Origin of the sequence: Pseudoalteromonas sp. SR45-4, assembly GCF_014163535.1 — a bacterium.
Taxonomy (GTDB): Bacteria; Pseudomonadota; Gammaproteobacteria; order Enterobacterales; family Alteromonadaceae; genus Pseudoalteromonas; species Pseudoalteromonas nigrifaciens.
The window spans coordinates 93540-107538 of sequence record NZ_JACJDO010000002.1; the positions used below are offsets into that span (position 1 = coordinate 93540).

At 39.4% G+C, this 13999-nt stretch carries 11 protein-coding genes; 6 read left to right on the top strand and 5 right to left on the bottom strand.

Translation table 11 applies throughout. From position 1 onward, the window contains the following. The first annotated feature begins 5 nt into the window (after positions 1–5). The 4 genes from H5058_RS01600 (at position 6) to H5058_RS01615 (ending at position 6093) form a co-directional block, all read left to right on the top strand. The gene (locus H5058_RS01600; protein ID WP_011328305.1) at positions 6–818 is read left to right on the top strand and encodes a DUF3025 domain-containing protein; all 813 of its coding nucleotides are present in this window, start codon (positions 6–8) and stop codon (positions 816–818) included. Continuing rightward, positions 815–1603: an ABC transporter ATP-binding protein gene (locus tag H5058_RS01605; protein ID WP_011328304.1), complete on the top strand. Its 789-nt coding sequence runs from the start codon at positions 815–817 to the stop codon at positions 1601–1603. The genes H5058_RS01600 and H5058_RS01605 overlap by 4 nt, the downstream gene beginning before the upstream one ends. Then, on the top strand, positions 1596–2804 hold the full coding sequence (locus H5058_RS01610) for an ABC transporter permease (RefSeq protein ID WP_011328303.1): 1209 nt from the start codon (positions 1596–1598) through the stop codon (positions 2802–2804). The genes H5058_RS01605 and H5058_RS01610 overlap by 8 nt, the downstream gene beginning before the upstream one ends. 229 nt (positions 2805–3033) lie before the next feature. Continuing rightward, positions 3034–6093 (top strand): ATP-binding protein, encoded by a 3060-nt coding sequence (locus H5058_RS01615; protein WP_182676643.1) that lies wholly within the window; start codon positions 3034–3036, stop codon positions 6091–6093. Between the two features lie 120 nt (positions 6094–6213). On the opposite strand, the gene H5058_RS01620 is transcribed toward H5058_RS01615, so the two are convergent. The 5 genes from H5058_RS01620 to H5058_RS01640 all read right to left on the bottom strand — a co-directional run bounded on the left by H5058_RS01620 (position 6214) and on the right by H5058_RS01640 (position 12005). Then, positions 6214–7938, bottom strand: a complete 1725-nt coding sequence (locus tag H5058_RS01620; protein WP_179807021.1) for a proline--tRNA ligase — start codon at positions 7936–7938, stop codon at positions 6214–6216. Positions 7939–8032: 94 nt separating this feature from the next. Beyond that, the gene (tsaA, locus tag H5058_RS01625) at positions 8033–8737 is read right to left on the bottom strand and encodes a tRNA (N6-threonylcarbamoyladenosine(37)-N6)-methyltransferase TrmO (RefSeq protein ID WP_182676645.1); all 705 of its coding nucleotides are present in this window, start codon (positions 8735–8737) and stop codon (positions 8033–8035) included. A 204-nt stretch (positions 8738–8941) separates the two neighbouring features. Next, positions 8942–9511, bottom strand: a complete 570-nt coding sequence (locus tag H5058_RS01630; RefSeq protein ID WP_011328299.1) for an outer membrane beta-barrel protein — start codon at positions 9509–9511, stop codon at positions 8942–8944. A 261-nt stretch (positions 9512–9772) separates the two neighbouring features. Continuing rightward, positions 9773–10237, bottom strand: coding sequence for an acyl-CoA thioesterase (locus H5058_RS01635; protein ID WP_011328298.1), 465 nt, complete (start codon positions 10235–10237; stop codon positions 9773–9775). 121 nt (positions 10238–10358) lie between these two features. Further along, positions 10359–12005 (bottom strand): electron transfer flavoprotein-ubiquinone oxidoreductase, encoded by a 1647-nt coding sequence (locus H5058_RS01640; RefSeq protein ID WP_182676647.1) that lies wholly within the window; start codon positions 12003–12005, stop codon positions 10359–10361. A 219-nt stretch (positions 12006–12224) separates the two neighbouring features. Between H5058_RS01640 and H5058_RS01645 the strand changes: the two genes are divergently transcribed. Together H5058_RS01645 and H5058_RS01650 are read left to right on the top strand one after the other, a co-directional pair. Further along, positions 12225–12974 carry an electron transfer flavoprotein subunit beta/FixA family protein gene (locus H5058_RS01645; RefSeq protein WP_011328296.1) on the top strand — a complete coding sequence of 250 codons (750 nt, stop codon included), beginning with the start codon at positions 12225–12227 and terminating at the stop codon, positions 12972–12974. Continuing rightward, positions 12975–13901, top strand: coding sequence for an electron transfer flavoprotein subunit alpha/FixB family protein (locus H5058_RS01650; RefSeq protein ID WP_182676649.1), 927 nt, complete (start codon positions 12975–12977; stop codon positions 13899–13901). It begins immediately after the preceding gene. The last annotated feature ends 98 nt before the right edge of the window (positions 13902–13999 follow it).

Sequence of the window (13999 nt, forward strand, 5' to 3'; positions counted from 1 at the left end):
TAATAATGAAGCGTTTTACTCCCCCAGAAGAATTTCAGCCAAGCTGCTTACAAAGCGGCGCTTTTGAGCATTTGCGTACGTTGTTTAATATACATGAGCAAAAAAATTGGCCTCTGCCTAGCTGGTTTAGCCCACACTTAAACGCAATTAATGCCAATAACTTGGCTATTAGCTTTGTCGATGATGCAAAAATAGATTTTGCTGAGCGTTATTACGAGCAAGTTATTTTTGAAACAGGGCAGGTGCCTACGCGTACTGAAAATTGGCACGACTTATTTGGTGGCTTTATTTGGTGTTTATTTCCTAAAACCAAAGCGCTCATTAATCAACGCCACGTAGCAGATATTGCAGTACATGGCACAAAGCAGCGTACCAAACATCGCAATGCCCTAACCTTATTTGACGAATGCGGTGTTGTACTGGCTATTAGCAATACCCAATGGCAACAGTGGTTGCGCGATCATCAATGGAAAACAGCGTTTGTTGAGCATAGAGCGCAGTGGGGAAAAACCATCAAACCATTTATGTTTGGCCATGCTAATTACGAAATGCTAACTAAACCCTATATTGGTTTAACGGGTAAAGCGTTGTTTGTAACTGTACCCGATGAAATATTTTGTAAAGATTTAGTTACCCAATACCAGTACCTAGATCAAAGACTTTATGAGATGATAAAAACCGATCAGTGTTTAGCCGACAATAAACTCCTTTCACCTTTACCACTACTAGGTGTTCCGGGGTGGCATGAGGACAACACCGACGACACATTTTATAATAATACGGATTACTTTAGAGAAAAACGAAGGATACGAACATGATAGAAGTTATTGGCCTTAAAAAGAAATTTAAGCTAACTAAAGATCATAAAAAAAACAAAGTAGATGAAATAGACCCGCGCGAAGATAAAGATTATTTTCATTCAGTTAGAGATGTTAGCTTTCGTTGTGCAAAAGGCGAAGTACTTGGACTGCTAGGACCAAATGGCGCAGGTAAAACCACCACGTTAAGAATGATTTCTACTGCCTTAAAACCCGATGCCGGCAGTATTACCATTGCCGGTAACGACATAATAAAAAAGCCATTGCTGGGGCGTAAATCGATTGGGTTTCTATCGGGTTCAACCGGCTTATACGGGCGTTTAACCGTAAAAGAAAACATCGAATATTTTGCAAAACTCCATGGCATGAGTAAAAAAGATATTGCAACACGCTGCGAAGAGCTATTTACCTTGCTCGATATGCATAAATTTATAGATAAGCGTGCAGAAAACCTCTCAACCGGAATGAAACAAAAAGCCAATATTGCCCGCGCAGTAGTGCATTATCCTGCTGTAGTGGTTTTAGATGAGCCAACGACCGGGTTAGATATTATGACCACACAAACGGTAATTAACTTTATAAAAGGTTTAAAAGCGCAAGGCACACCGGTTGTTTTTTCAACGCACCACCTAGATGAAGTTGCTTTACTGTGCGACCGCGTAGCAGTGATTAACGAAGGCGTAAGCTGTTTTGATGGCACTGTAGAAGAGTTTAAACAAACAGGTAACAGTGAAGAACTTAACCAAGCGTTTATGAACATATTAACGGAGAAACGTGATGTTTGAAGTATTTAAAAAGGAATTAAGAGAGTTACTACGCGATAAAAAAACGCTCATATTTGTAGTGGCTGTGCCAGTTGCAGTGTTCCCACTTATTTTTGCCGTTGTTGCCTTTATTAGCGCACAAGCAGCTATGGATGCAGAGCAAAAAGTAAATACCTACGCTATTGTAAACGGCGACTATGCGCCAGAGTTTACCGACAAAGTGTTTTACCATAAAAGTTTTGAGCAGTATAAAGGCACTAAAACCTTTAATAGTGTTGCACAGCTTAAAGCCGCAGTGATTGCTGGCGATATTGATATGGGCATTTATTTACCAAGCAATGCACAGCAAACGTTAAATAATGCACAGCAAAGCAAATGGCAGGTAGTGTTTAACGACGCTAAGTCTATTAACTTTTTGTTTCAGCGGGTGAAAGAGCTAGCGCAAGAATACAGCGATGCGTTACAAGTACAAAAGCTGCTTAGTTTTGGCATTGACGAAGCAACGCAAAAAGCAATACTTGAACCAATTGAAGTTGTAAAAGTAGATACCGCCGACAAACGTGAAAACCTAGGTGAAAAAATAGGTGGGTTTTTACCGTACTTATTAGTACCTTTAGTATTAATGGGAGCAACTTATCCTGCCATTGACTTAGGAGCAGGCGAAAAAGAACGTGGCACCCTAGAGACATTATTGTTAACACCTATCACTCGTACACAACTTGTTTTAGGTAAATTTATTACCCTTTTAACTACTTCGATTGCCTCTACAACCATTACTGTGCTGAGTATGGGAGTGTGGATAGCCTTGGCGATTACTTTTGCGGATCTTGAATTTATTAAAGTTGCATTTAGTAGCTTAGCCGTTTCTGATTTATTAATGATTTTTGTATTACTGTTACCACTGGCGGCTATATTTTCTGCGCTAGCGTTAGCTATTTCAATTTACGCACGTACCTTTAAAGAAGCGCAAAACTACATGACACCGTTATCTCTGGGCGTTATTTTTCCGGTAATAATTGCCTTAATGCCAAATGTGGAACTCACTGTTAAAACAGCGTTTATTCCTGTCACTAATGTAGCGTTAGCAATAAAAGAAATAGTTAAAGGCACAGTAGATTACACGCTAATAGGGCTAATATTTTTAGCTACAGCTATTATTGCCGGTATTTTATTAGCTTTTTGCGTTAAATGGTTTAACCGCGAAGATGTGTTATTTAGATAGTTAATAGACAAAGCTTTAAGTTTTGAAGGCAGCACTCGCTGCCTTTTTCATTTATAAACAAATATAAATAGCGTTTAGTTTATTTCATTAAGAGCAATGGTAGTGGTAGAATACACTTCATAATTTGGCACTCTTTATTGCAAATAAAAGAGGTAAGTAATTAATTTTGAGGTTTATTGTTTCTCAATCTAGACTACTTATGTAAGTACTATAGTGTAGGTAATAGTAAATGTTAAAACGAAATTTTTTATCTAGAGTTGCAAAAAGTAATAAGCTAATACTTTTTGCCGTAATGATTTTTATGATCATTGCGTTGCCTTCAATGTATATATTTGAGCAAAAAGTAAGAAGTGAAATTTATCACACGGCGCAAATAGAGCTAAAACGCGAACTCGAAACTAAAACATTATCGTTAAAAAAACACTTTACCGACAGCGTTAACGCCATTCGATTTTTAGATGCAACCCCACCTATAAAAGCAATATCACGCGCTAGTGAAAATCAATTGTCAGATCCAGCATCTGCAACGCCTATGGCCATTTGGAAAAATCGCTTAGCGAGTATATTTTCTGGCTTTATGCGCACCGACGAAAGCATATTACAAGCGCGTTATATAATGCTAGCAGAAGGCGGGCAAGAAGTCGTAAGGGTTGATCGGACCGAGCAAGGCAAAATTACCATACTCGAAGGCGAGCAATTACAACAAAAAGGCCAACGAGATTACGTTATTAAAACCAGTATGCTTGATGAGCACACTGTTTATATTTCGCCAATAAATTACAACCGTGAAAATGGTAAAATTCAGCAGCCTTATATCAGTACCTTTCGGGTAGCAAAACCTGTATTTGACAAAAACAAACAGGTTTCTGCGGTTTTAGTTACGAATTATTATGCAGAGCAACTATTTAAAAGCCTCACTTTTGAGTCTCCGCAAGGCACTGCAATTTATTTAATGAGTAACCAAGGTGAGTTTTTATATCATCCAAACCCAGAGCTGCGCTTTGGGTTTGAGTTTAATAAAAGCAGAACCTGGGAGCAAGAGTCTGTTGGCGCGCAAAATATGGCTGCAGACAAAACGCTGCCGTTAAATAACTACCCACAACAATACACACTTCAAAAGCGTATTTATTTTGGTAATGATATTGCCATGCTGCCACTCGAGCTTGCTGTGAGTGTAGATACGCAAACATTATTAGCAAAAGTGAGCGAGAGACGCCAAAGCTTTATTACTACATTAGCTGTATTTTTTGGTGTGTTTTTAGTTATGACCATGCTGTATCAGCGCTTTATAAACCGAAAGTTACTTATTCATTCGTTAAAAGAGCAAAATAACACAGTAATAGAAAACTCCTTAGATGCTATTTTTAGCATTTCAGAGTCGGGTAAAGTAGTGCAATTTAATAACACAGCTAAGCAAGTGTTTGGCGATATACTAGAGAGTGATAACGTAAATTTTATTTCTTTATTTACTTTAAATAAAGAAGATGAGCAATGCATAAGAGAAACCATTAAAAATGGCTCTAAAATGCCCTTTGAAGCCATGCACACCGACAGTTCGGGCAATAAATACTACTACTCAATAACCCTCAGCAGTATTTATGATGTGTTTAATGAGCGTTATCAAGTTGCGGCTATTTTAAGAGACATAAGCTCGCTTAAAAATATTCAAGCTGAACTTGAGGGAGTTAATACCACTTTAGAGCTTAAAGTTTCGCAAAGAACCCGAGAGCTTGAGCGCGCAATAGATGAAGCATTAGCAGCAAGCCAAGCTAAAAGTGACTTTGTAGCTAATATTTCTCACGAAATACGCACCCCTATGAACGGGGTATTAGGCATGCTAGAAATGCTTAAAGAAGATGGCTTATCAGAGCAACAGCATCATTATTTAAAACTTGCAAATAGCAGTGCTAATTCTTTAATGAATTTAATTAATGATATTTTAGATTTTTCAAAAATAGAAGCGGGTAAGCTCGATATTGATAATCACAGCTTTGATGTTGTTACCGTGTGCAGCGATATGATTAACTCATTAGCGCTACAAGGGCAACGCAAAGGACTTGAAGTATTTTTACACACCCACAATATTGTTGATCGTATGGTAGTAGGTGACAGCCATCGCCTTAAGCAAATTTTAATTAATTTGGTTAATAATGCTTTTAAGTTTACTCACAAAGGTGAAGTTAGCTTAACCATAGGCTCTAAATACATTACCGATACTAAATTACAGATGAGTTTTGCGGTTAAAGACACTGGAATTGGCATAGCAGCTGAAAATATAGATAAACTATTTGAAGTGTTTACCCAAGAAGATTCAAGCACCACACGCCATTTTGGCGGTACCGGCTTGGGTTTATCAATTTGTAAAAAGCTAGCGCAATTAATGGGTGGTAATATATCGCTAACAAGCGAAAAAGGGGTAGGGAGCACTTTTACTGCAACCGTTGAGCTGCATGTAGCACCCCAGAAAAAGCTAAATACCGGCATTGAGCTTGCTACCAGTATTGATGTTGCTGCATTAATTGCTCGCGATAATGTGTATAACAATGTGTGTGATTTATTACTGCAAACATGCAAAGTAGATAAAAGTAATATTGTTAGGTTAGATTACTTTAGTGAGCATGATGAGTTTGAAGCGGACTTATTAATTATTGACGACGACCATCCACAAGTTAATGCCCTGATTAGCTTTTGCAAACAGTACGATAAAAAATATGTACTAATTTTGCGTGATATGGTGATGAACAAACAATCGAAAAAAGTATTTCCTGATCATCTACATATTTTAAATAAACCGCTTACCCAAGATGAGTTTAGTTACAAATTAGCGAGTTTATTTGGTGCCAGTAGCGAGTTTGTTATTACCCCACCAAAGAGCTTAATTGAAGAGCCTGTAGATGCAGACTTATCAGCTTATCATGTGCTTTTAGTTGACGATAATATGATCAACATAGAAGTGGCTAAAGCGATTTTAAAGCACACTAAAGTTAAAATCACCTGTGCATCTGACGGTCTTGAAGCTTTAGAGGCGTTAAAGAGCAATAAACAGCAACCTTTTAACGTTATTTTAATGGATTGCCAAATGCCTAATTTAAACGGCTACGATACCACCAGCGAAATTAGAAACGCCAAAGCCGGAATAGAATATATTCATGTGCCTATCATTGCGATGACAGCAAGTGCAATGGAAGGCGACAGAGAGCGTTGTTTAACGGCCGGTATGAACGACTACATTACTAAACCAATTAAGCCGCAAACGTTAAAAGACAAGCTTATTACGTGGTTGAGTTAACACTAAAGCGAAATAGGCGGCTTTTAATAAGTCACCTTTTTAGCTGAAGTGATTATATTTTAGATATAAAAAAACCGCTTTAAAGCGGTTTTTTTATTTATAGTTAAGTGTATTTTATGCTTAACCTTTAACAGCTGCTTTAATTGCATCGATTGCTGTATCAATATCAATCATTAGCTTTTCACCAGTGCGGCGGTTTTTAAGTTCAACTTTGTTTTCATCAAGGTTGCGCTCGCCAATAACTAATGTAAATGGTACGCCAATTAATTCCATGTCGTTAAACATAACGCCAGGGCGCTCTTTACGGTCATCAAATAACACATCAAGGCCAGCATCTTTTAAGCCTTGGTAAAGGTTGTTAGCAATATCTGGAATGCGATGCGACTTATGCATATTCATAGGCACAATAGCTAAATCAAACGGTGCAATTGGTTGTGGCCAAATAATACCGTATTGGTCGTTGTTTTGCTCGATTGCTGCAGCAACAATACGCGACACACCAATACCATAACAACCCATAGTCATTATTTGGTTTTTACCTGATTCGTTTAATACGCCAGCCTTCATTGCTTGTGAGTATTTAGTGCCAAGTTGGAAAATATGGCCAACTTCAATACCACGTTTAATTTGTAAAGTGCCTTGGCCACATGGGCTTGCATCGCCTTCTACAATATTACGTATATCAGCAACTTCATAATCAGTTACATCACGATCCCAGTTAATGCCGCTGTAATGCTCGTCGTCTTTATTAGCGCCGGCAACAAAGTCAGCTAGTATGTTAGCGCTTCTATCAACAATAATTGGCATAGACAGGCCAACCGGGCCTAATGAGCCAGGTTTTGCACCAATAGCAGCAACAATGTCTGCCTCTGTTGCCATTTCAAGCGGAGAATCTACTAACGGGTGTTTTTCAGCTTTTAGTTCGTTAAGGTCGTGATCGCCGCGTAAAACTAGCGCAACTAAACCACGTACCCCGTTTTCATCAGGCGCAGCGTAAACGATTAATGTTTTAACACCGCGATGTGGTTTAACACCGTAGTGCTTTTTAAGCTCGTTAATTGTTTTAGCGTCAGGCGTTGGAAACGCTTTAAGCTCTTTTGTTGCAGTTGGGCGTGGCTCGCTTGGTGCAAGTGCTTCTGCTTTTTCAATATTTGCTGCGTAGTCGCTGCCATCACTAAATGCAATAGCGTCTTCACCAGATTCTGCAAGTACATGAAACTCATGCGATACGCTACCACCAATAGAACCCGTGTCGGCAATAACAGGGCGGTAGTCTAAGTTTAAACGCTCAAAAATATTACAATACGCTTTGTGCATTACTTGGTACGTTGCATCTAAACACTCATCACTTAAGTGAAATGAATAGGCATCTTTCATTGTAAATTCGCGGGCGCGCATTACACCAAAACGCGGACGACGTTCGTCGCGCACTTTAGTTTGTATTTGGTATAAAGAAATTGGTAGCTGTTTATAGCTGCTAATTTCTTTACGAACAAAATCAGTGATCACTTCTTCGTGAGTTGGGCCAAGCGCAAAGGTACGATTATGACGATCGGTAAAACGCATAAGTTCAGGACCAAACTCATCCCAACGACCTGATTCTTCCCATAAATCTGCTGGTTGAATTACTGGCATCAGCATTTCAATCGCATTGGCTTTATTCATTTCTTCACGTACGATATTTTCTACTTTTCTAAGTACCCGTAACCCAGTGGGTAACCAAGTGTATAAACCCGAAGCGACACGACGGATCATACCGGCTCTAAGCATTAATTGATGCGATACAATTTCAGCATCCGAAGGCGTTTCTTTAAGTGTGGCGAGTATATATTGACTGGTACGCATGTTGTTTCCGAAATTAGAGTAATTATGTACATATTGTAAGGGCTTCAGTCTACCAGCGGTTGCATTTACACTAAAGCGCTAAGTGATAAATTATTTAGGTATTTTCTATACTAGTAACTAAATTATGCGACTCATTAACTTGCCAGCAAATATTATAGTTATACAAAGTCATACCGTAGCTTTGCTGTCCGTCTTTTTGCTTTTTATAAGCAGGGCGAGGATCTTGCTTTAGCACATTACTTATAAACGCCTGTAAATCTGGATATTGCGTTTGCTGCGCAATAAAATTAAGGACTTCAGGGGTAAATTCAACGCTCATGTGGGTTTCTGGGCGGGTGTCGGCAAACCCCGCACTGGCCTCTGGCATAGAGTCAGAATAGGGTAAGTAAGGCTTTATATCGATTATTGGTGTGCCATCGAGTAAATCTATTCCGGCGAGTAATAAGCTCAGTTGGCCATTTTTATACTCTATACCTTCTAGTTTTACCGCGCTCATACCAATGGCGTTAGGCCTAAAAGTGGCTCGCGTGGCAAACACGCCTTTGCGGGCATTACCACCTAAACGAGGCGGGCGCACCATAGCCGAATAGCCTTTGTCGGCTGTTTCATGAAAACGAAATAGCAGCCAAATATGGCTAAACTCATCGAGCCCGCGTACAAATTCTTCACGATTAAAGTCAGGCGAAAAAATAAGCTTTGCTTTAGCTTCTGGCACTAAACGAGGTTGCCTAGGTATAGCAAACTTTTGTTTATAAGGAGATTGAATGTGGCCAATAGCCGAAATGGTATAATCGCTCATAGTACTCGGGTGCAAATGAAATAGAGCGCTATTCTACCCATATTTAGCGTTTATGGCATTACTTGTAAGTGAGTTTATTACTTATAGAAGCCTAGTCTAAAAGGTATTGATTAGACTAAGTGGTTTATATGCATGTGCGTTTAAACCACTCAAAACAAAAAAGGTAAGCCTAAGCTTACCTTTTACACACGTTTTAGGGTTTAATTAAAACATGTACTGCACTGATACAGACGCTACATCCATATCTGGGTCAATATCGTCATCAAGTTTATAGCGTTCATACTCTAAACGAAATTGAACGTTTGTTGTAAGTGCATATTCAATACCTGCACCGTAAAACGCATCACCACCATCTGTAGAAGCTGAAACAGAACCTACTGGTAAATCTTGTGTGTATTCTGCATCCCACTCAAGCCAACCGCCTTTTGCATACACAGAAAAACTCTCTGTTATAGGGTAGCCCAAGCGTGCGGCAAGCGATACGCCATCAATTTCAGCTTTGCTGTCCACATCACTTACTTCATCAAAGTTTTGATAAGCAAGCTCTAAGCTTAAATACTCGTTAAATTGTGCGCCAACGTAACCTTTTAGCATTTGTGCATCGTCGTCAAAGTCAGTGTCTTTGTCACTGTCTTCAAATTCAAAAGAATATTGACCGTAACCAACACCCGTGTAGATACGTGGAGAATCGAAATCAGCAATATCAGCCTTAGCTGCAGTATTAAAACCCAGTGTTACTAAAGCAAGTGTAGAAAGAGAAAGTGTTTTAATCATGAATTAGCTCCTTTAATAATAAAAATCAAATGCTTGAAAAAATAAGATGTAATTAAATCAAACGTCATCAAGGTAGGAGCAGTGAGCATGCCAATTATTAAAAACATAAAAAAACGGCCATAAAAACCTACTTTAGTATTGGTTTTTATGGCCGTTTGTATGATACGTGTACAGCAGTGAACTTTTATTAGTTGTTACTTTCTAAGCTCAATTGCATGTTTTACAAAAAGTGTGAGGTTTTTACAGGCACACTTTAGTTACTTATACCTTATGCAGTAAGTTTTCCGTCTCTATTGCAATTTCTTTCATTTTTATAGCGTAGTTTTCTAATTTTAAATCTTCTTCGGTAATCGCTTTAAAAGAAGGCACAGCTACTGGGTAACCGGTTTCATCCATAGCAATAAAGCTAATTACACAGTGGTTGGTTTCAACCATATTTTGTGTTTTAGGGTCGCCACAACGCACTTGAATAAATATTTGCATACTGGTTTTACCGGTATGGGCTATTTTAGCTTCCACTTCAACAATTTGGCCTACTAAAATAGGGCGTCTAAACTTAACCCCAGCAACAGATACGGTAACACAGTAATGGCCACTCCAGCCTGCAGCACATGCATAGCCAGCTTGGTCAATCCACTTCATGACGGCTCCACCATGCACTTTACCACCAAAATTTACATCAGTAGGCTCTGCTAAAAAACGAAAAACAACTTTTGACGACGGCATAACTAATTCTCTTTTATAAAAACTAGGGTAAGCATAGCGCAAAACAGGGGCACAAGCCCCTGCAAATTAGTGTAGGTTTATAATTTATATGTAAAAACCTACTTTTTATTAACAATAATAACTACATATTAGGATAATTTGGCCCGCCAGTCCCCTCCGGAGTTACCCAAGTAATATTTTGGCTCGGATCTTTAATATCGCAGGTTTTACAATGCACGCAGTTTTGCGAGTTAATCACAAACTCTTTAGTGCCAGCAATTTCTTGAATTTCATAAACCCCAGCAGGGCAATAGCGCTGCGCTGGCTCATCAAATTTAACTAAGTTTACAGCAATTGGAATACTCGGATCTTTTAATTGCAAATGACACGGCTGTGACTCTTCGTGGTTAGTATTTGATAAAAATACCGACGACAACTTATCAAAACTGAGTTTACCATCGGGTTTTGGATACACTATTTTATCGGCATCCGCCGCATCAACTAAGGTATCGTGATCTGGGGTGTTGTCTTTAAAGGTAAATGGCAAGCAACCATTAAAAATATTTTGATCTAGGGTGTTATATGCGCCACCAACAAACTTACCTAACTTGTGCATAACAGGGCCAAAGTTACGTGATTGCTGCAATTCTTTATAAGCCCAAGATTGCTCAAACGCGTCTTTAAACTCGCTTAAGTCGGTATTTGCTTGCTCATTTTCTAATGCTTTAAAAATAACTTCAGCTGCCACCATACCCGATTTCATTGCAGTATGATTACCTTTAATTTTTGCAAAGTTAAGCGTACCTGCATCGCAGCCTACCAATAACCCACCAGGAAAATGCATTTTTGGTAATGAGTGCAAACCGCCTTTAGCAATAGCACGAGCACCATAAGCAACACGCTCGCCGCCTGCTAATACATTTTTAAACACCGGATGATGTTTCATGCGCTGAAACTCATCAAACGGGCTTAAATGCGGGTTTGAATAATTAAGATCAACAATCAGTCCTACCACAACTTGGTTGTTTTCACAGTGGTACATAAATGCGCCGCCGTTAGTATCGCCTTGTAATGGCCAGCCTGTACCGTGTACTACTGTGCCTAATTGATGCTTACTTTCATCAATTTGCCAAATTTCTTTTAAGCCTAAGCCATAGTGCTGCGGTGATGACTCATCATCGAGGGCAAATTCATTAATGAGTTGTTTGCCCAAATGACCACGACAACCTTCGGCAAATACGGTGTATTTAGCGCGTAGCTCCATGCCAGGCATGTAACCATCTTTTTCGTTGCCGTCTTTATCAAGGCCCATATCGCCAGTAATAATGCCTTTTACTGTGTCGTCTTCAATAATAAGCGAATGCGCACTAAACCCAGGAAAAATCTCGACTCCCAGTGCTTCTGCTTGCTCAGCTAACCAGCGACAAACATTCCCCATAGAGACAATATAATTGCCATCATTATGAAAGGTTTTTGGTGTGGCAAAGTGCGGAATAGCGGTGGCTTTTTGTTCGTTGTTAAACCAGTAAATTTCATCCTTTGCTACTTTGGTGGTTACAGGGGCGTTGAGCTCTTGCCAATTTGGCAGTAATTCATCCAGCGCTTTGGTTTCAAACACGGCACCAGAGAGTATATGAGCACCCACTTCTGAACCTTTTTCAACGACACAGATCATGCATTCTTGTTGTTTATTTTGCGCTTGTTGTGCCAGTTTTATTGCACATGCAAGACCCGCTGGGCCTGCACCTACAACAACTACATCAAATTCCATGGTTTCCCGGGTGATCATAAATACCTCTTATTCGAATGGTTAACGTACCCTATATTTAACTACACGTTAATGAAATACATAACCCATTTGATAGATGCTAATAAAAAGTTATGGGTTGTGAATGTTTAAAGGTTATTTTAGGTTGATGTTTACGTCAATAGACAGTAGTCTGATTTCATAAAATAAATAGGTTGACGTGCACGTCAGCTTGTAGGTTTAAATAACGATGGAGTCCATATGAAAGTTCTCGTACCAATAAAAAGAGTTATAGATTACAACGTAAAAGCGCGAGTTAAGTCAGACAAAACAGACGTTGATTTAACCAACGTAAAAATGGCGATGAACCCATTTTGCGAAATTGCAATTGAAGAAGCGATTCGCTTAAAAGAAGCGGGCACAGCAAGCGAAGTTATTGCCGTAACAATTGGCCCAAAAGCCTCGCAAGAACAGTTACGTACGGCATTAGCCCTAGGCGCCGACAAAGCCATTCACATCGAAACCGATGAAAAGTTAGAGTCGCTGCACATTGCTAAATTACTTGCAAAAATTGTAGAACAAGAAGCACCAGAATTAGTTATTTTAGGTAAGCAATCAATTGATTCAGACAATAACCAAACCGGCCAAATGCTAGCTGCATTGACTAAACGTGGCCAAGGTACGTTTGCTTCAAAAGTTGAAGTGGTTGATGGAAAAGTTAATGTTACCCGTGAAGTTGACGGCGGCTTACAAACAGTAGCGCTTAATTTACCGGCTATTGTAACTACCGATTTACGTTTAAACGAGCCACGTTATGCGTCGCTGCCAAATATAATGAAAGCAAAACGTAAACCGCTTGAGGTTATTGCAGCCGATACTTTGGGTGTTGATTTAACGGCCCGTGTGCAATTAATTAGCGTTGAAGAGCCAGCTAAACGTACTGCCGGTATTATAGTTGAGGACGTGGCGCAACTTGTAGAAAAACTAAAAACAGAGGCGAAGGTAATCTAAATGAAAACACTTGTAATAGCAGAGCACGATAACGGTGTATTAAAACCAGAAACCTCAAAAACAATTAACGCAGCAGCAAAACTTGGTTTTCCTATTGATGTGCTTATTGCGGGCGAAAACCTAGGTGTATTAAGCGAAGAAGTTGCGCTTATTAATGGCGTAGCCAGTGTACTGGTAGCAGATAACGCAGTATATGCACATCAATTAGCTGAAAGTATGGCAGATTTAGTGCTATCGCTTGCTGATTCTTATAGCCACATAGTGGTAAGTGCTACCACTACAGGTAAAAACTTTATGCCACGCGTTGCAGCCTTGCTTGATGTTGCACAAATTTCAGAAATTATTGACGTTGTTGACGCAGAAACATTTAAGCGTCCTATTTATGCGGGCAACGCAATTGCCACGGTTAAGTCACTCGATAGCAAAAAAGTTATCATTGTACGTGCTAGTAGCTTCGACTTACAAACAGAGCAAGCAAGCGCGCCAATAACGGCAGTTAATACGGTATCCGATTCTGCGCTAAGCAGCTTTGTAAGCGATGAGCAAACTAAATCAGAGCGCCCAGAATTAACCGCAGCTACTGTGGTTATCTCAGGTGGTCGTGGTATGCAAAATGGCGAAAACTTTAGTTTATTACACGGAATAGCCGACAAGTTAGGCGCTGCTATTGGTGCTTCGCGCGCAGCAGTTGATGCAGGCTTTGTACCAAATGACATGCAAGTAGGGCAAACAGGTAAAATTGTAGCGCCAAACTTGTACATTGCAGTGGGTATTAGTGGTGCAATTCAGCATCTAGCCGGTATGAAAGACTCAAAAGTAATTGTCGCAATTAATAAAGACCCAGACGCACCTATTTTTCAGGTTGCAGACTACGGTTTAGTTGCCGATCTGTTTGATGTTTTACCACAGCTAGAGCAAGCTCTATAAGTTAATAACTAAAAATTATATTTGTATTTATAGTTATAGTGATAAATTAAAAGCCGCAGTATCATTTTATGATGCTGCGGCTTTTGATTGTGCCTAAT

Excerpts from the sequence above, each read along its gene's own strand:
- H5058_RS01600 (WP_011328305.1), top strand. The coding sequence starts at position 6 with ATGAAGCGTTTTACTCCCCCAGAAGAATTTCAGCCAAGCTGCTTACAA.
- H5058_RS01605 (WP_011328304.1), top strand. The coding sequence starts at position 815 with ATGATAGAAGTTATTGGCCTTAAAAAGAAATTTAAGCTAACTAAAGAT.
- H5058_RS01610 (WP_011328303.1), top strand. The coding sequence starts at position 1,596 with ATGTTTGAAGTATTTAAAAAGGAATTAAGAGAGTTACTACGCGATAAA.
- H5058_RS01615 (WP_182676643.1), top strand. The coding sequence starts at position 3,034 with ATGTTAAAACGAAATTTTTTATCTAGAGTTGCAAAAAGTAATAAGCTA.
- H5058_RS01620 (WP_179807021.1), bottom strand. The coding sequence starts at position 7,938 with ATGCGTACCAGTCAATATATACTCGCCACACTTAAAGAAACGCCTTCG.
- tsaA (WP_182676645.1), bottom strand. The coding sequence starts at position 8,737 with ATGAGCGATTATACCATTTCGGCTATTGGCCACATTCAATCTCCTTAT.
- H5058_RS01630 (WP_011328299.1), bottom strand. The coding sequence starts at position 9,511 with ATGATTAAAACACTTTCTCTTTCTACACTTGCTTTAGTAACACTGGGT.
- H5058_RS01635 (WP_011328298.1), bottom strand. The coding sequence starts at position 10,237 with ATGCCGTCGTCAAAAGTTGTTTTTCGTTTTTTAGCAGAGCCTACTGAT.
- H5058_RS01640 (WP_182676647.1), bottom strand. The coding sequence starts at position 12,005 with ATGATCACCCGGGAAACCATGGAATTTGATGTAGTTGTTGTAGGTGCA.
- H5058_RS01645 (WP_011328296.1), top strand. The coding sequence starts at position 12,225 with ATGAAAGTTCTCGTACCAATAAAAAGAGTTATAGATTACAACGTAAAA.
- H5058_RS01650 (WP_182676649.1), top strand. The coding sequence starts at position 12,975 with ATGAAAACACTTGTAATAGCAGAGCACGATAACGGTGTATTAAAACCA.